This window comes from Alkalicoccus luteus (assembly GCF_012034335.1).
GTDB lineage: Bacteria > Bacillota > Bacilli > Bacillales > Salisediminibacteriaceae > Alkalicoccus > Alkalicoccus luteus_A.
In genome coordinates this window covers 157641-174083 of sequence record NZ_JAATHJ010000004.1, presented here as the reverse complement: position 1 = coordinate 174083, position 16443 = coordinate 157641, and the positions used below count along the sequence as shown (strand labels likewise).

Below are 16443 nucleotides of genomic sequence, written 5' to 3'. Positions count from 1 at the left end.
ACGCAAAAAACCGCACAGGTCTCCCTGTACGGCCATTGTTTATACGTGGTCTGTTCGTTTAGACTGCCGGCTGCTCATGATGACGCATAGCTTACTCTGTTTCAAACCCGGGCTGGACGATGACAAATCCGTCGCCTTCAAATTTCATTTGAATCGACTCACCGCTGCCTCGTCCTAAAAAGGTGCGGTAGTTGATGTCGGTGTGAAATTCCGGTGTAAGGCCGCCGGACCAGGCAACGGTCGCGGTCGGATCGGTGTAGACCGGCTTATCCGGCGTCACGCTTAGGGTAAGCGGCTCAAAATACGTTGTGATCGCTACTTTGCCCTCGCCTTTCAGCGTAATATTGAACAGGCCGCCCGACATCATGCCGGCGACTTTTCGCATCAGCTCAATATCCCATTCGACGGTCGGTTCAAATGCCAGCAGATCATTGCCGTTGACCGTCAGCTGTCTGTTCCCAAGCTCCAGCACCGTCACGCGCTTTCCCTGGTCTGCCAGAAACAGATTACCGCGGCCGGTTGCTTTCATCAATTCGCCGCCTTCGCTCGTGAACGTCTTTTTAAACATTCGCTCGACCCCGTGCTCCAGCGCCCGCTCCCGTTCAAACTTAATTTCACCGGTATACGAGATCATCGCGCCCATTTTCGCCCAGACGTCTCCTGCCAGCTCCACCTCTAGAATGCGGTCTGACTGAAGTCCGAACGCTTCCTCCGGACGTCCTTTTCGTTCTGTGCGTTCAATAAACTGTTCAATCGAATAGCTGCTCATGCGACACTCTCCCTTTCGTGAAAATACTTACCTGTATTTCCTACGATTGGAAGTATCATCAGGTTTCTCTTTTTTTCTTGCGGGAATAGCGGACGTAAAGAGAGGAGTGCTTGCATGACAAAACCGATTGCGTTAACGAACATCCGGATTGAACAGCAGCAGCCCCCGCACCGTAAAGCCTATCTGGAAGGATTTGAGGATCCGTTTGATTTTGGCGTGCACGGTGGTGTGAAGGAGTTTTACGGAGTCGAACCGGAAATCGAGTATCCATCCACGCTTGATCACATCGTCGCCGCTGCCGGCGGCTGACTGACCGGCACCCTTGCCGGCGCGCTGGATGCGCGTGACATCCCTCCCTATCCGGAGCGACTGAAAACCGATGTACAAGGTACGATTGAAGCTCCCGAAGGCGTGCTAAAAATCACGAAAATTCACTGTCATTATCACATTCAAGTGCCTCGTGGAAAACGTGACCAGGCGGAACGCGTTCTGCCGGTTTTCGAGAAAAAATGCCCGGTCGCACAAACCTTGAAAGGCTGTGTGGAATTCATCCACGACTGGACGATTGACGAATACGACTGAACAAGCAAAAGCCGGTGATTCCCTGTGGATCACCGGCTGCTTTTTAGTACCTGTTATCCTATTGCGACAGCTTTTACTGCATTCTTTAACCCGCAACTTGTTCCTTTCTCTCTTCCTGATGCTTGACCTTGCTCCGAAAATCTACATGAAGCCAGCCTGCTAGCAGAAGGAGCAGCACAACCATTGCGCCTGGAATGGCCCAGACAGCATTTGTGACGATGGATGTTCCAAAAAGCATGAGAACCATAACAGGCGACATGACATAGAAAGCCCGTGTGTTATACAGCCAGCCATATGGAAAAAAATGCGCTGCTACAATAACTGCTAGAAATAGGACCGCTTGTGATGGGGCCATGGAAACAGCCCAGAGCACGAGCGGTATGTACATCACCTGTGCAACATTCTGCTGCGATCCGAGCGACGCAAGCGGATGACCGTCAAACTTCCACTCCGCTTTTAACAGCACAGAAGCTGCCAGTGCAAATCGGAACATGAGTCCAGTCGCAAACAGCATTCCTATATTTTGCGTATGCTGATCAAGCGGCAGAAAAAACAACATTGTAATCAGGCACCAGATGACGCTGGCTGCCGCAATAAATGCAATCCCGTTTTTCCCCCGTAAAGAAAGCTTTTCTCTCATATGATCAAATTCTGACATCCGTTTTCTCCTAAGTGAACCGTTCAATAGACTTTAAAGCATCACCCTGCCGCCTATGGACAGGGTGATCATTGAACGTTTCAATTCCTGACTTCAGGCGGTGATTTAAAAACCACCCGATCCGCCTCCTCCACCGCCTGCTCCTGCACCGCCGCCCGCGCTCGTTCCGGCGGAGCTGTGCGTGCTCGAGGCTGCAGCTGCAGAAGAGGAGAACTGTGTACTTGCAAACAAGCCTGCGGTCATAAACACGGGGATCGTATTGTCATGATAAGCGGCCGCCGAGCCCTGCTTCATTTTCGGCATTGATTTACTGAGCTGCCTGACGGATTTTACATTCAGCCCGAGGCCGTAAATAAAGGCGAGCTGCTGCTCATCCGGATCGAGCCGCTGCCAGTCTTCCGGCTCGTAGCCGGCAACCTCTTTTTTATAATCGTGCCACTCCCCGAGAAGCCGCCAACCTTTTTCCGTACGCGGCTGGTGCAGCGCAGCAGCCGCAATGCCTGCCAATCCGGTGAGAAGAAGCAGTATCGCCGGTAGAAACAAGCCGAACAGGAAGTACATAACGGAGGCTGCAATGGCGCCGACCCCGGCTGCTCCCGTCAGTACTCTCAGACCCGTTCGCGGGATTTTCAGCTCTGCCTGATTTTTTTCATGCACAACTTCCTTTGCCCAGGCCGCTTTTTTCGTTTCGAACTCGTTGTAATTCGCTTCTTTTTTCAAATGCTGCTCGAGATCGCTCATGTTAAACGTCGTTCCATCTCCAATATCGTCGAAGAGCATCGCGGTTAAAATTTGCTCATGTCCGCTTAATCCTTCGCGCGTCTTCAGCGTAAAGCTGTCTCCATTCTGCTCAGCATAACCCTGCCGGACAAGATCCAGAAGCGACGCCGTAAGCAGCTCGGATGTAACGGCCGGCTGCACATAAAACATCGTTGCCGGCAAACTCAGCTGCAAATCCGGGGCTCCTTTTTCAAAGCCCTTTTCCATTGCCCGCCGTTTGTTAGGGAGATACTTGCGGCGGTCGAACCAGATCGGCACGAGCGAGAATCCTGCAAACAGGACGATCAGAATCGGTGCAAGCGTCGTCATCACGTTTTCTCTCGCCGCTGCAGCCGCCGCTGCTTCCTCCGCTTCCCGCTCCTCAGCCTCCATGATCTCTATTAAGGAGTCCGCTGATGTAACGGTAGCTGCCGGAAACAACTCAGCATCAAAGGCGACGCGGAGATCCCCGTTTTCACCAGACGGAACCCGTCCCGGTAAAAAGGCGACCGTTGCTTCATCCAGCTGCTGTTCGGCGTCCTCAAGTGCATCGAATCCGGTGCCTAAAACTTCTTCCGACGGTCCTGGTGCATGGATACGGATTTCCATGTTCTCGTAGGCTGTTTCATTCGAGCGATCAAAAAACGCATAGTCGAAATCACCAAAATCCGTATAGCGTACGACCGCGTCTTCGATCACGTACGTCAGCTCTACGGTAAACGTCTCATCCTCACCGGGCCGCTGAATCCGATGTTCGCTGCCGCCTTCCACCTCAATTGCGAGCGGTTCACCGTCTTCAAATGCTTCCACGCTGTGAATCGCCATCTCTTCCGGTTCTATCAGCGAGCGGATCACGCCATTAAACTCACCGTCAAACGCATACGTAAAAGATTCCTCCACATGAGCAGAACCATCCTCCTGCAAGTAGGCATCGATTTCAGCATTCGTAATCTCCAGCTCAAACGCATACGCATGTACCGGCCCGACGAGAAGCAGAATCAGCGCTGCCAAAAAGAATATCCTTTTTTTCATGTTCGCTCACCTCTTGTTTATCTTTTACGAAGCAAGCTGGAAAAGGTTTCTTTTTTCTGACAAAAACGCTGGACTGACGAAAAAGGAGGCTCGTTATTCTTGCACCTGGCTCCGGCGGCCTCTCCATTACATTGAACTACGAATCGTACCGTTTTTCCATTTCTAAAGTCAACCACGCGTTCGCACGTGCAGGGCGCTATGAAAGCTGGGATACGCTTACCCCCAAAGCGGATGATGCTTTTTTGGAAGAATTAAGCCGTTACTGCCAATGGGAGGCACGTCATTCCTGCTCATTATAGGAGGCCCGGATTTCCGAGAAGATATTCTGGATCAGCTCCTCAAGCTCTGCACGCGGCATCTCAACGTCGATCTCTTCCAGTTGAATGAGAAAAGACGTATCGCGGTAATCAGTAATCACCTGCAGCGTTTCCAGCGTCTCTTCCATGCTTACATATAGTTCTTGTCCATCTAGTTCGAACAGCTCTCCGTGGTGGTCTTCATTGTATTCCGACGGGGTCCCGCGCAGCCAGACCGGTTCCGGTCCCTGTCTGATTGTGAGCATCGGCTCTTCATGCTCATAAGGACCTTCGACTGCCGTCATATGGTCAGGCACTGCTTCTTCATCGGCATCTGCTTCTCCTGCTTGCTCCGCGTACTGCAGCAAAATCTCCCTTTGGTCCTCTGCTACAGCGGCCAGCACGATCTCCATGTCTTCAAAAGACGGATAGCTGTAGGAAATGGACACTTCCTCTCCAATCGGATCTATCACAGGCGTTTCGCTGAAAAGAATCAGCACCGCGGCCGTAATCGCCGTGATTGCTGCAAAAGCGAACAGCGTTTGTTTGTTCATAGCTTTTCCTCCTTGTAAAAAAACAGCCATGCTGAGCATGACTGTTCTGCTGCCTTACTCTGCTCCGCTTCCACAGGAAACGGACCAGTTAAAGGCCATAAATCCGAGATCGTTTTCTGTAATCTGCTTGTTTGCTTCCACGCATGTGGAGACCGCTTCCGAATAGCCGCTGTAGCTGAACGCTGCAGCAACGATCGTGCCAATAAAGAGAAGCCCCACCACGAGCATAAATTTAAGCGGTACTGCATTCACCAAAAACACCCCTATTTATCATTGCTTTTTTCCCACCACGAGTGTATCATTCTTCCCTGTTTGATGGAAACCTATTTCCTGAAAAAATCTATTTCGATAAAAAATGCCTAATGCGATGCAAAAAACCGACGGGAGCTCCGCCGGTTCATTCGTTATTCTTCTTCTACGTCAAGTTCGTACTGGATATGCTCGTGTACCTCTTCATCCTCAAGGTGCACCATGATATGATAGCTGCCGTAGGATTCTGGTTCAAACGCTTTTTCATACGTGCCGGCCTCTGTTTCTTCTGCATCAAGCCACGTGCGCATGTCATCACCGTGCTGCCAGATTTCGAGACGGACCTCTCCGTTCTCCCAGGCGTCGTCCTCCCAGCTGACATCAAAGGAAATCGTCACCTCATCAAGTCCGCTCACCTGAGCAGGGGTATTCCAGTCGAGCGCCATGCTTTCATGCATCGGACCGTGGTCGTGACTGTGGTCCTCGTGATCATGGCTGTGCTCGTGATTTTCATTGTCGTGACTGTGGTCATGATCTTCGTTATCGTTGTGCTCATGGTCATCCATGCTGTCAGCGTGCTCGGTGTCTTCCGCTTCCTCAAGCTCTTCTTCATCCGGTTCGCCCACCACAATATCATGAACTGGCATGACGTGGGAGCCGCGCGCGGTCGTGTGCGGCTGAATATGGTAGACCGCCTCATCTTCAAACGTATAGCTGACTTCATACCAGCCTTCTTCACCCGGAAGGTCAGACTCGACCATTTCGCTGCCTTCCTTAGAACCGGCCTGCCAGATTTCCCACTTTACTTCACTGGCGTCATCAACGAGCTCGTCGCCTTGCGTGACAAGCACGCGAAGCTCCGCGTCCTCACCCGGATCAAGTGCCTCCGGAGCATCAATTTCCGCTTCAAGCGGTTCCAGATTGATTTCGTCAACACCGACGACACCGCTCTGCTCATTGTTTTCTTCTGCCGTCCCGCAGGCAGCCAGTAATCCAACCGCCGCTGTCAGTATCCATGCTTTTCTCATGTTCATATCCCCCTACATTATGTATGCGAAGATCGGCAGGCGCAGCCCATATCCTGACGCACGAACGGCACCGCTTCTTCAAAGTTCATCAGGCTTCCGCCAAAGCCAGCCGCAAATTTCCGCGCTTCCTCCTGCCGCTGAAAGACGAGCGTCTGCGGGCTGCAGCAAAACAACGGCAGTGAGCTGTTCATAACGAATACAGCCTGGCGGACATTAATGGTCGTATCGAGTAAAAAATCCCGGCCGATCATCTGCACTACCTCATCACTTTTTTCGTCAAACCGCAGCAGCGCACAGTGACCGCAGCACGTTTTTTCCTGCGAGCGATTATTGTACACAAGCTGTACCGAAAGTCTGTCTCCAGCCGGCTTTTGACAGTATGCGCACGTGTCGCTTCCAGTCTGCTCCGGAACGAGCGCGGTGATTCCGCGGGACGTTTTTTGTACGCGTCCCTCTTGTTCGAGCTTTTGCACATCCCGATAAATCGTCATCTCTGACACCTGACAGACGCGGCTGATATCGGACACCTGCACCACATCGTGATGATGAACCATATCCACTATGATTTTCTGACGTTCTAATGGTTTCATCCGGACCGCTCCTTTCCATCTATAAGTTTACGTGAACAAGAAAACGTTTAACAGGTAAATCTGTGATAAATTGTTACAAAATGTTGACCGTTCACATCATTACCTATCCACAGGAGCTTTACATACAGGTTTTGAGTATGTGGTTGATAAAAGGGTACAATCAAAGCCCACCCTAAAAAAAGACAACATTTGGAATGATTAACAGCGTGTGTGTCATACATGATTCTGTTCTTTAAACTGGTCGAACTCTTTACGATTGGCATGTTGCCTCTTTTATACTCTATCGTCACCAGAGAGATATCGATGAATCTGAATAAGAAAGGTTGATCTTATGACCGCAGGAGAAGAAGTGAGGATCGGTTTGTTTATCTATTTAAGGCAGATTTTCTTAAAGCCTGCTGCGAATATTCAACAAAACACCTATGTATCGTGGGTTTGGAACCTTTTCATTTTGTTTATCATCTTACCGTTCACTATCATCTGCGGGATCTTAATGAGAGCGCCCGCTATATTTGAACAATTATTTGGAGGAAACGGGAGAGCTGAAGATTTGATCTACCTCGCTGAATTTTTTTTATTCATCTTCCTGTTATACGTTATCGCTTATTGTCTGCCACTTGTACTGTTAAACGTCTCTGTTATCTATCTTCTTAATCGAACATTCAGCCCCGCTCCCAGCAGTGTTCAAAAAGTATTAAGTGATCACACAAACGTGTTGGTGCAAAGCTTCATCTGGTTTTACTTAGGGTCCGTCAGTTTGTTGGCAGGCACCCATTTCAACAGTGATTTTCTCCAGGCCACTTCCCTGTTTTTATACGTTCTCTGCGGCGTCACGTTTTTGGCAGGCAGTATAGTTATGGTGAGATTCTATTTCAGGCATGCGCGTAAACGGAGGTTTTTGCTGATGTACGTTGCTTCCTTGGTGGCTGTGAGCGTAGGATATATGTCAGTCGTCTTCCTGTTTTTAGTGTAATCAAACGTAAAGCGATTGATCAACGATAGCTGCTTTGCTTCCATTCCAACCGTACATGTAAAGGCGAGTGTCAACAACAAAACGTGAACAATGGCAAATGAAAAACCGCCCTTTGATAGAAGGACGGTTTCAAGTTACGGATTGACTGGCTGCGGGTTACGTGCCTTTATTGACTGACGCTCCAACAGTCTTGACGGAAACATGATCGGCACCGCCGTTCGCCTGCCGCCGCTTTCGCTGGCATCCGCGATCATATTTAATACCGTCTGCGCTGCTGCCGATCCAAGCTCCTCTTTCGGATGCGGTACCGTTGTCAGCTTCACCTCAGATGCTGTTGATAAAAACGAATCGTCAAAGCCGATGATCGAGATATCCTCCGGCACATTTAGCTTTGTTTCGCGCAGCACGTCGAGCAGCAGCAGCGCGAGCTGATCGTTGTAGCAGACGACTGCAGTTGGACGGGTCGACGCGGCCTCCTTCAGCTTGCGCTTTAATTCCTTTGCGGGAAGCGAGTCGCGATTTTCAGTCTGATAGGTCACAATATGCTCCGGACTGAGCGGTGTACCGTGCTCCCGATGGGCTTTAATAAAGCCTTTCATCCGCTTCGCTCCTTGAATGTCGTCGTTTTTGAAAAAGCCGACGATGTTTGTATGACCGCCCTTAAGCAAATGCTCCGCCTGCAGGCGGCCGCCTTCTACATCATCCATGACGACGTGGAGCGGCTCCAGCTCTTCGTAATAGGCATTAATCATGACATACGGGATGCCCAGCTTTTCGATATTTAAATAATAGTTGATATTCGGGTTCGGCAGTGCACTCTTCGTCGGCTCAATCATCAGACCGTCAAACTGCTGGGAGAGGACCGCTTCCAGACAGCGCTTTTCCTCCTCATGATCATTGTTCGTGCTGAATACGGTTACCTGATACCCGTTTTCCCGAAACAATTTCTCTGCGCCGCGAATGATGGAAGGGAAGATATAGTCCGAAAAATAAGTCGTGATTACGGCTATATTTTTTCTGCCCGACCGAACTTCTGTATCCTTCGAGCGATCCGCACAAAACGTGCCGGCTCCCTGTTTTTTATAAATCCATCCCTCATGCACGAGTTCTTCGACTGCTTTTCGGATCGTATGACGGCTGACACCGTACTCCTGGAGCAGCTCATTTTCAGAACCGACTTTTTCGTGCGGCTGAAAATACCCCTGCATGATTTTTGATTTTATTTCTGCTTTTACGTAGCTGTATTTTGTTTTCATGCTCATCTCACCTCTGCCGGCTGACCAATACGCCGTCTATTTTACCTCATCACTCTTTCGTATTTAAAACTCATACGTACAAATTTAGTATAGCATGAAACGCTGTGAAACACACTATATTCATGGATAACTATAGAGATTTGAATTAAAACCATACAAGTTATCGACGTTATAATGAACAGAAAAAGGCAGAGGCGTCCAACAACGCCCTCTGCCCCCTTTATACGCTTACTTTGTAACAGCCTGCTCTGTGTTCGGAACCCCTTCCGCCTTATAATCAAAGTGATCAAAATCAGCGGGCCGCTTTTTACCGCTGTAATCCTGACAGGCCATGCCGATAAACGTGCCGGTAAAGCGGACATCTGCTGCTGAGTCATCTGACATATGCGTCGTATCGAGCTCCGGCCCGATCAGCTGCCAGCTCTCATCTCCTGTCCGGTATGAGAACTGCATCCTGTCGTAGGAAATCGATACCTTCAGCTCGACCGGCCCCTCCTGTATGATTCGCTTTGCAGGGTGAAGCAGCTCTTCGTACTGTCCGTTTTTCGTGCGGATCAGCTGCAGCACGCGGCCTTTGCTTTCATGATACGTGACGTGCAGGTACACATGGTCCTCGGTGTCATAATAAACGACAAGCCCCGCCTTCTGCTGGTACGTATCCGGGTCGAACGAAAGCTTCGTTGCTGCTGTGCACACAAACGCTGTCTGCCTTCTTGCAACGAGCGACTGTTTATGCACCGAGCTGAGTGACTCCCGCCCGTAAAGACGCAGATGCCCAGGAGCCTCTTTCAACGTACACCACGACTCCTCCATCGGAACACGCAGCGAATTCCAGTTTCCATGCAGTTCTGTTCCGTCAAATGCATCGCGCACCGGAAGCTCGTTGATCGTGCTTTCCGGCAGATCCGGCGCCTCCACGAATTCTGCCGGACGATTACCGCCGTGTGCGAGTCTCGGCCACCCGTCCTCGGTCCAGGTAATCTTCTGAATCGCCGTCTCTCGTCCGAGCGTACAGTACGTTCCGTTTAACGGACGTCCGCAAAGGTGAACGAAGTACCACTCGCCGTTCTGCGTTTCCACGAGGCTGCCGTGTCCTGCTTTTTGCAGCACGAGGGTGTCATCGCCGCGCGAGGTGATCAGCGGATAATCCGGATCCGTTTCGTACGGACCTTCCAGGCTGCGTGACCGCGCGACGGATTCTGCATGCTCATAGCGCGTACCGCCTTCCGCTACAATCAAGTAGTACCAGCCGTCTTTTTTGTACAGGTGCGGCCCTTCTGTCAGCTTCAGATCGGTTCCCTCATAAATCGTACGAACCGGTCCAGTCAGTTCGCCCGCCGCCTCGTCAAATTCCTGCAGCACGATACCGGCAAACGGATGCTTTCCTTCGCGGTAGTCCCAGATCATGTTCACAAGCCACTTACGGCCGTCATCGTCATGAAATAACGACGGATCAAATCCGCTGCTGTTCAGATAAACCGGCTCTGACCACGGGCCTTCGATGGAATCAGCTGTCACGAGATAATTATGCGCATCCTTATACGCCCCGTGCCACTGCTTGACGTCGGTATAAATCAGGTAAAATGTGCCGTCGTGCCAGCTTAAAGCAGGCGCCCAAACGCCGCCGGAATTCATGTTACCGCGCATATCGAGCTGACTCGTTCTCGTGAGCGGGCTCGACACGAACTCCCAGTGCTTTAAGTCGCGGGAATGATGAATCCGCACTCCCGGAAACCACTCAAATGTCGATGTTGCAATATAGTAGTCTTCGCCTACCCGCAAAATCGACGGGTCGGCGTGAAATCCTGTTAAAATCGGGTTTTGTATCTGGGTCATAGCAGCTTCCTCCTTCAATGATTTACGTGCGGCGCTTCAGACGAATGACGTTCCAGGATGCATGCTTCAGCTCCACCTGCAGCTCCTGTCCTTCCCATGTGTATGCCTTGCTGAGAGCCGGTTTAACGTTCTCCTGAGCGAGCGAATTGCCTGCCTTCAGGTCTTCATGGTGGAGCGTGATATGCTCCTCTACCTCATAGCCCTCAAAATCATGCAGTGCGTAGTGAACGCGAATATCCTCTTCCGTATGCCGGTTCAGCGCAAAAATCGTCACTTCTTCTTCCTCTTCCCGGTATACGACAGCAGAATCCGTGTGCGGCACATCGGTGAAGTCCTTCGTATCAAACTTCGGTGAAGCCGATACGGTGTGAAGCGACTTTCCTCGACCAAAAACGGAAGCGTGCATGTACGGATAATAAATCGTCTGCTTCCAGGAGCCTCCTCCGTTTTCCGTCACGATCGGGGCAATCACGTTTACGAGCTGCGCAAGACAGGCCATTTTGATCCGGTCAGCGTGCTTTAAAAACGTGATGAGAATCCCGCCGACGAGCAGCGCATCCTCCATGTTATACCGGTCCTCCAGCTGCGGCGGCGCCTGCTGCCAGCGTTCCAGTTTTTCATCAGCCTCGTTTGAGTGGTACCAGACGTTCCACTCATCAAAGCTCAGCATCATTGTTTTTTTGCTTCGTTTTTTTGCCTTTAAGTAATCACAAACCGAACGGACCGTGTTGATAAAATGCTCCAGCTCCATCGTGCTGGCGAGGTAATTTTGCGAATCATTATCGCGGTTTCCGAAATACTGATGGAGCGAAATGTAGTCGGCGACGTCATACGTATGCTCAAGCGTCACAGCTTCCCATTCCGGAAACGTCGGCATGCCGGAGCCCGAGCTGCCGCACGTGACCAGCTCAATATCAGGATCGACCTGGCGCATTGCCTTGCCGCTCTCTGCGGCGAGCCGTCCGTATTCGACCGCTGTCTTCTGGCCAATCTGCCAGTCACCGTCCATTTCGTTCCCGAGGCACCACGTTTTAAACTTGTGCGGTGCTTCGTAGCCGTGGGAGCGGCGCATGTCGCTCCAGTAAGAACCGGACGGATGATTGCAGTATTCGACCAGGTTTCTGGCTGCATCAATGCCGCGCGTGCCGAGATTGATCGCCATCATCACGTCTGAATTCGTTTTTTTGGCAAAGTCAGCGAATTCATTCGTGCCGAACTGGTTCGTTTCAATCACCTGCCAGGCGAGCTCGAGCCGTCGCGGCCTGTCCTCCTTCGGTCCAACACCATCCTCCCAGTTGTAGGCAGACACCATGTTGCCGCCCGGATAGCGGATGATCGGCACCTGCAGATCCTTCACGAGCTCCAGCACATCCTTTCGAAAGCCCTGCTCGTCTGCTTCCGGATGATCCGGCTCGTAAATACCTCCGTACACCGCTCTTCCCATATGCTCGATAAATGATCCGTAAATTCGTTCGTCTATATCTGCAATAACGGCACGCTTATCGAGCATGACGTTCGCTTGTTTGATCATGATTGCTGCCACCCTTCCTGCTTTAATTGTGTTTTCATTGTCAGCCGTTCAATCGAGCGGTTTAAAAACCATGCCAGCATATACGCCAGCACGCTCCCCGAGAAGAACAGAATCAGCGCCGGAAACGCGAGCGACAGATAAACGCCGCCCCAGACGATCACGGCAAAGCCAAGTGCGACGTGAAGCCTGCCGAGAATAAATCGCGCCGTATAGCTCAGTGCCTGCATGATTCCGCCCTGGTAAAACACCCAGACCGGAAAAATCATGATGAGCATCAGCGCATAGAAGCTGACGACGAATAAGAACGCGAGAACGACGAGCAGCGGCAGGCTTCCCCCGGCGTTCACGATCACCTGATAATTGATAAACAGCACGGCACCAATGACTGCAAGCAGCCACCCAGCACCATTTGCCTGCCAGAATTTCTGTTTATATACGTGCTTAAATGCCTTCCATACACCGTCCTGCTCACCATCACGCACCCAGCGCTGTACCATCGTAAACAAAGCATAGGTAGCCGGAAACAGGCCCAATATGACTCCGCCGAGCAGAGTAAATCCGATCCAGGTTATATTCAGCCACGCGAACCGGCTGATAAACCGGAGCGCTTCTTCTACTTTCGCCGTCATGCACTCGTGCTCCTTTCGCTATTAGCCTTTGACGCCTCCGGATGTCAGACCAGCAATGAAGAAGCGCTGGAAGAAAAGGAAAAGGACGATAATCGGAATGATCGCCATCACCGAGCCGGAGAAAAGAATTTCATAGTTATTGCCGTATGGTGTCAGCAGTGTCGCAAGCCCAACCGGCAGCGTGAACATGTCGTTGGAACGAAGCACGATCAGCGGCCAGAGGAAGTTGTTCCAGCTGGAGAGACCTTGAAGAATGGCCATTGCGGCAAACGATGGCAGCATAAGCGGTGCCATGATACGCGCAAAGATACCGAACTCGGTACAGCCGTCCACGCGTCCTGACTCCATCAGCTCCTTCGGCAGGCCGAGGCAGTACTGCCGGAAGAAGAAAACCGCAATTGGTGCGACAATCAGCGGCAGCATCACACCAAAATACGTGTCAACAAGCCGCAGGTTCACCATCATGGTGTAAAGCGGAAGCATCATGATCTCAAATGGAATCATGAGGATCAACAGAACGAGAATGAAGATGAATCGCTTCCCTTTAAATTCATATAGCGCCAGCGCATAGCCGACCATTGAAGAGAAGAACAAGGACAGTACAATCAGCACGCCCGATACAATCAGGCTGTTCACGTACCAGCGCCAGTACGCTCCAGCTTCTCCCCCAAAAATAACCTCAAAGTTTTCTGCAGTAAATCCACTGAAAAACAGCTCCGCAGTCAGTCCGAAGCGCATCAGGTCCGTCGATGGACTGAATGACGCAACCACGAGCGAGATGACCGGAAACAGCGCGACGAGCGAGATAAAGCTGAACGTCAGTACGAGCAGCAGGCGAATGCCTTTTTCTTTCGGAGTCAGCTTCTTATCCATCATGAATCCTCCTTCTTAAACGCTCCGGTGACATAGAGCTGAATGATACTGACAACGAAGATGATGCCTAACAGGACGATGCCAATTGCTGCCCCGAAGCCCATATCGTTGCGCTGAATCCCTTCCTGGTAAATGTAGCCGACGATCGTGAGACCGATGTTGCCGGGAGACGTCGTTTCAAAGAAAACGAAACTTTCCTCAAACATACGGAAGCCGTTGATCGTCGTGATCGTGGAAAGGAAAATAAAGATCGGCTTGATCGCTGGAAATGTCACATTGCGAAATTTCTGCCACGCGTTTGCTCCGTCAATATCAGCAGCTTCATAAAGATCCTTGCTGACGTTCTGCAGGGCCGCCAGGTAGTAAAGAACGTTGACCCCCATCCAGCGCCACGAGGCGAGACCGACCATCAGGAACATCGCTGTAGCGGCACCATAGCGCCACTCCTGTGTTTCCAGTCCGAATAAAGACAGCACCTGGTTTGCAAATGCCATATCGGATTCCCCGAAAATCATCCGGAAAATCGTACCGGCTACGATGACGGATGTCAGCGCCGGAATAAAGATAGCTGCCCGGAATACGTTTGTGAACATAATCAGTCTGTGGTTCAGAAAAATCGCAAACAGCATCGGAATGAGCGTCAGAATCACAACGGTCCAGATCACGTAGATGGTCGTGTTCTGCAAGGCCGTAAAGAAGACCGGATTGAATACCCTTTCAAAATTTGAAAAACCAATGTATTCCGTCTGTCCCGGTACAACACGCTGAAAGCTCATGTTAATCGCACTGATAAATGGATAAAGCGACAGCACCAGAAATGACAGAATAAATGGAGAAACAAAAATATACGGGGCTGCTGTTTTCGAATACAGAATGCTGGAGCGCTTTTTCTTCTCCACCGTTCGTTCGGCAGTTCGTTCCATTGAAGACCCTCCTTTTTCAATCTACACCACTTTAGTTATTCAGTGAACTAAGTAGCTGTATGACACTCTAAAGTTCAAACTATTCTGATAGATAACTCGTAAAACTCCACCTCACTCCTATAACTAAAACGGTTACATATGCGTACAACCTGTACGTATGTATATGTGAGAATTATATTTTATTATTGCTTTATTGGCAAGTTCAGAATTTTTTATTTCTTTATTTACAACTTTATTAAACTTAGTCAAGCCTTCTATGCCAGTATTTCCGTTAACCCTTATCTTTTTTCTGTTTTATTTGTCAGATTATTTTCTGGTTGACTTGTACGGATAACTAAAATAAAATACAAATTAATCAATAATTTATTCAATGAATTATCTTCGTTGAATGCGCAGGATGGTCCATAAGCAATTCGTTTATATCTCTCCTGCACCCAACACATCAGCATGTTTGACGCTTTTCTGAAAGCGCTGACATGACATTAGAGGAGGAAGTGGAATGAAAAAGAGTCTTTGGCTGTCTTCTATGATTGGTTCTGCTCTGTTTTTGGCTGCCTGCGGAGGCGGCGGCAACGAGGATGGTAACGCAGGTGACGGCGACAATGCCGATGCAAGCGGCGGAGAGGCAGAAGAAACGGCCGTCGTCGGGGATGACATTGAAGGCGCGACCGAGCTCAGCTTCTGGACGTTTGCTGAAACGCATTCCGAATTTTTCGAGGATGCGGCTGAACGATGGAACGAAGAAAATGAAGATAACCCGATTCAGCTGACGGCGGAAGTATATCCGTTTGATCAAATGCATAACAACCTGCTCCTGGCGCTTCAGTCCGGATCTGATGCACCGGATCTTGTCGATATTGAAATTGCCCGGTTCCCGAACTTTCTTGTTGGCGACATTCAACTCGAGCCGCTCAACGATTTAATTGAAGATGAGCTCGATCAGTTTATCACCGAACGTCTGGACATTTACGCGCAGGACGGCAACTACTACGGTGCCCCAACTCACCTCGGCGCGACCGTTGTCTACTATAATATGGAGATCATGGATGAAGCAGGAGTCGACATCGATGACATTCATACGTGGGATGACTATGTAGAAGCAGGTGAACAGGTTGTCGAGGCAACCGGCGTTCCGATGACGACAGTGTCTGCCAACTGGTACGGCCTGTGGCCTTTCGTTGCTCAGCAAGGTTCTGACTTCTTCAATGATGACCATGAACTGACGCTGGCAAACGACACGAATGTGGAGACGCTTCAGTTTATGTCTGATCTCGTCAATGAATATGAAATTGCCCAAATCACACCGGGTGACGAGAACCATTCAGAAGAATATTACGGCTTTATGAACAGCGGCGGAGCTGCTTCCACGGTGATGCCACTCTTCTTTATGTCCAACTTCCTCGCAGAGATGCCGGATCTTGAAGGTAAAATGGAAATCCGTCCGCTGCCGGTATTTGATGAAGACGATGCCCGTACCGTCGGAATGGGCGGAACCGGTACAGCAGTGACAAGCCAGTCTGAAAACGTTGATCTCGCCAAGGAATTCCTCTATTTTGCCAAAATGTCTGAGGAAGGCAACATCAACCTCTGGACGCAGCTAGGCTTTGATCCGCCGCGCTGGGACGTTTGGGATACGGAAGAAATTCAGGCAGACAGTGAGTTTTATGAGTACTTCAACGATGACATTTTCGACCTCCTGCTGGATATCCGCGATGAAGTAGAAGGCGTGAACATCACGCAGCATACGCCGGACGTGCTGGATGAGATCAATACAAACATTATGTTTAACGTGATCCGAGAGCAGTCTCAGACTCCGGAAGAGGCACTTGAGCAGGCCGAAGAAAGCATTCGTCCGCGTATGGATCAATAATCAATTCCCCGTTCAGCCGGCCGTGCGAAAGCAAC

The 16443-nt window shown here is 50.3% G+C and carries 17 protein-coding genes; 4 read left to right on the top strand and 13 right to left on the bottom strand.

What is annotated here, in order from left to right; genetic code table 11:
- Positions 1-91 precede the first annotated feature (91 nt).
- Positions 92-769 carry an AIM24 family protein gene (locus HCN83_RS04620; RefSeq protein WP_168005146.1) on the bottom strand — a complete coding sequence of 226 codons (678 nt, stop codon included), beginning with the start codon at positions 767-769 and terminating at the stop codon, positions 92-94.
- Between the two features lie 114 nt (positions 770-883).
- Between HCN83_RS04620 and HCN83_RS04615 the strand changes: the two genes are divergently transcribed.
- Together HCN83_RS04615 and HCN83_RS04610 are read left to right on the top strand one after the other, a co-directional pair.
- A complete protein-coding gene (locus HCN83_RS04615) occupies positions 884-1078 on the top strand; it encodes a hypothetical protein (protein ID WP_168005145.1) in 195 nt (64 codons plus the stop codon).
- Positions 1079-1351 (top strand): OsmC family protein, encoded by a 273-nt coding sequence (locus HCN83_RS04610; protein WP_168005167.1) that lies wholly within the window; start codon positions 1079-1081, stop codon positions 1349-1351.
- 85 nt (positions 1352-1436) lie between these two features.
- Here the strand turns inward: HCN83_RS04610 and HCN83_RS04605 are convergent, their stop codons facing one another.
- The 6 genes from HCN83_RS04605 to HCN83_RS04580 all read right to left on the bottom strand — a co-directional run bounded on the left by HCN83_RS04605 (position 1437) and on the right by HCN83_RS04580 (position 6517).
- The gene (locus HCN83_RS04605; RefSeq protein ID WP_168005144.1) at positions 1437-2009 is read right to left on the bottom strand and encodes a DUF7010 family protein; all 573 of its coding nucleotides are present in this window, start codon (positions 2007-2009) and stop codon (positions 1437-1439) included.
- Between the two features lie 105 nt (positions 2010-2114).
- On the bottom strand, positions 2115-3800 hold the full coding sequence (locus tag HCN83_RS04600) for a DUF2207 domain-containing protein (RefSeq protein ID WP_168005143.1): 1686 nt from the start codon (positions 3798-3800) through the stop codon (positions 2115-2117).
- 280 nt (positions 3801-4080) lie between these two features.
- Positions 4081-4650, bottom strand: coding sequence for a hypothetical protein (locus HCN83_RS04595; protein ID WP_168005142.1), 570 nt, complete (start codon positions 4648-4650; stop codon positions 4081-4083).
- Positions 4651-4704: 54 nt separating this feature from the next.
- The gene (locus tag HCN83_RS04590) at positions 4705-4902 is read right to left on the bottom strand and encodes a hypothetical protein (protein ID WP_168005141.1); all 198 of its coding nucleotides are present in this window, start codon (positions 4900-4902) and stop codon (positions 4705-4707) included.
- Positions 4903-5054: 152 nt separating this feature from the next.
- Positions 5055-5927 (bottom strand): FixH family protein, encoded by an 873-nt coding sequence (locus HCN83_RS04585; RefSeq protein ID WP_168005140.1) that lies wholly within the window; start codon positions 5925-5927, stop codon positions 5055-5057.
- A gap of 17 nt (positions 5928-5944) precedes the next feature.
- A complete protein-coding gene (locus tag HCN83_RS04580; RefSeq protein ID WP_168005139.1) occupies positions 5945-6517 on the bottom strand; it encodes a DeoR family transcriptional regulator in 573 nt (190 codons plus the stop codon).
- Positions 6518-6848: 331 nt separating this feature from the next.
- Between HCN83_RS04580 and HCN83_RS04575 the strand changes: the two genes are divergently transcribed.
- Positions 6849-7490, top strand: a complete 642-nt coding sequence (locus HCN83_RS04575; RefSeq protein ID WP_168005138.1) for a hypothetical protein — start codon at positions 6849-6851, stop codon at positions 7488-7490.
- 134 nt (positions 7491-7624) lie between these two features.
- Here the strand turns inward: HCN83_RS04575 and HCN83_RS04570 are convergent, their stop codons facing one another.
- From HCN83_RS04570 to HCN83_RS04545, 6 genes are all read right to left on the bottom strand, one after another.
- Complete coding sequence (locus tag HCN83_RS04570; RefSeq protein WP_168005137.1) at positions 7625-8746, bottom strand: GntR family transcriptional regulator; 1122 nt, start codon at positions 8744-8746, stop codon at positions 7625-7627.
- Between the two features lie 228 nt (positions 8747-8974).
- The gene (locus HCN83_RS04565; protein ID WP_168005136.1) at positions 8975-10582 is read right to left on the bottom strand and encodes a glycoside hydrolase family 43 protein; all 1608 of its coding nucleotides are present in this window, start codon (positions 10580-10582) and stop codon (positions 8975-8977) included.
- Positions 10583-10604: 22 nt separating this feature from the next.
- Positions 10605-12113 (bottom strand): alpha-N-arabinofuranosidase, encoded by a 1509-nt coding sequence (locus HCN83_RS04560; RefSeq protein WP_168005135.1) that lies wholly within the window; start codon positions 12111-12113, stop codon positions 10605-10607.
- Entirely contained in the window at positions 12110-12742 is a 633-nt protein-coding gene (locus tag HCN83_RS04555; protein WP_168005134.1) for a YesL family protein, read from the bottom strand. Before HCN83_RS04555 ends, HCN83_RS04560 begins: the two co-directional genes overlap by 4 nt.
- A gap of 21 nt (positions 12743-12763) precedes the next feature.
- On the bottom strand, positions 12764-13615 hold the full coding sequence (locus tag HCN83_RS04550; RefSeq protein WP_168005133.1) for a carbohydrate ABC transporter permease: 852 nt from the start codon (positions 13613-13615) through the stop codon (positions 12764-12766).
- Complete coding sequence (locus HCN83_RS04545; RefSeq protein ID WP_168005132.1) at positions 13615-14538, bottom strand: carbohydrate ABC transporter permease; 924 nt, start codon at positions 14536-14538, stop codon at positions 13615-13617. The genes HCN83_RS04550 and HCN83_RS04545 overlap by 1 nt, the downstream gene beginning before the upstream one ends.
- A gap of 499 nt (positions 14539-15037) precedes the next feature.
- Between HCN83_RS04545 and HCN83_RS04540 the strand changes: the two genes are divergently transcribed.
- Positions 15038-16408: an ABC transporter substrate-binding protein gene (locus tag HCN83_RS04540; protein ID WP_168005131.1), complete on the top strand. Its 1371-nt coding sequence runs from the start codon at positions 15038-15040 to the stop codon at positions 16406-16408.
- Positions 16409-16443: the final 35 nt, after the last annotated feature.

Coding starts and splice junctions, on each gene's coding strand:
- HCN83_RS04555 (WP_168005134.1), bottom strand. CDS start 12,742: ATGACGGCGAAAGTAGAAGAAGCGCTCCGGTTTATCAGCCGGTTCGCG.
- HCN83_RS04545 (WP_168005132.1), bottom strand. CDS start 14,538: ATGGAACGAACTGCCGAACGAACGGTGGAGAAGAAAAAGCGCTCCAGC.
- HCN83_RS04585 (WP_168005140.1), bottom strand. CDS start 5,927: ATGAGAAAAGCATGGATACTGACAGCGGCGGTTGGATTACTGGCTGCC.
- HCN83_RS04580 (WP_168005139.1), bottom strand. CDS start 6,517: ATGAAACCATTAGAACGTCAGAAAATCATAGTGGATATGGTTCATCAT.
- HCN83_RS04560 (WP_168005135.1), bottom strand. CDS start 12,113: ATGATCAAACAAGCGAACGTCATGCTCGATAAGCGTGCCGTTATTGCA.
- HCN83_RS04565 (WP_168005136.1), bottom strand. CDS start 10,582: ATGACCCAGATACAAAACCCGATTTTAACAGGATTTCACGCCGACCCG.
- HCN83_RS04620 (WP_168005146.1), bottom strand. CDS start 769: ATGAGCAGCTATTCGATTGAACAGTTTATTGAACGCACAGAACGAAAA.
- HCN83_RS04605 (WP_168005144.1), bottom strand. CDS start 2,009: ATGTCAGAATTTGATCATATGAGAGAAAAGCTTTCTTTACGGGGGAAA.
- HCN83_RS04550 (WP_168005133.1), bottom strand. CDS start 13,615: ATGGATAAGAAGCTGACTCCGAAAGAAAAAGGCATTCGCCTGCTGCTC.
- HCN83_RS04615 (WP_168005145.1), top strand. CDS start 884: ATGACAAAACCGATTGCGTTAACGAACATCCGGATTGAACAGCAGCAG.
- HCN83_RS04540 (WP_168005131.1), top strand. CDS start 15,038: ATGAAAAAGAGTCTTTGGCTGTCTTCTATGATTGGTTCTGCTCTGTTT.
- HCN83_RS04600 (WP_168005143.1), bottom strand. CDS start 3,800: ATGAAAAAAAGGATATTCTTTTTGGCAGCGCTGATTCTGCTTCTCGTC.
- HCN83_RS04595 (WP_168005142.1), bottom strand. CDS start 4,650: ATGAACAAACAAACGCTGTTCGCTTTTGCAGCAATCACGGCGATTACG.
- HCN83_RS04575 (WP_168005138.1), top strand. CDS start 6,849: ATGACCGCAGGAGAAGAAGTGAGGATCGGTTTGTTTATCTATTTAAGG.
- HCN83_RS04570 (WP_168005137.1), bottom strand. CDS start 8,746: ATGAAAACAAAATACAGCTACGTAAAAGCAGAAATAAAATCAAAAATC.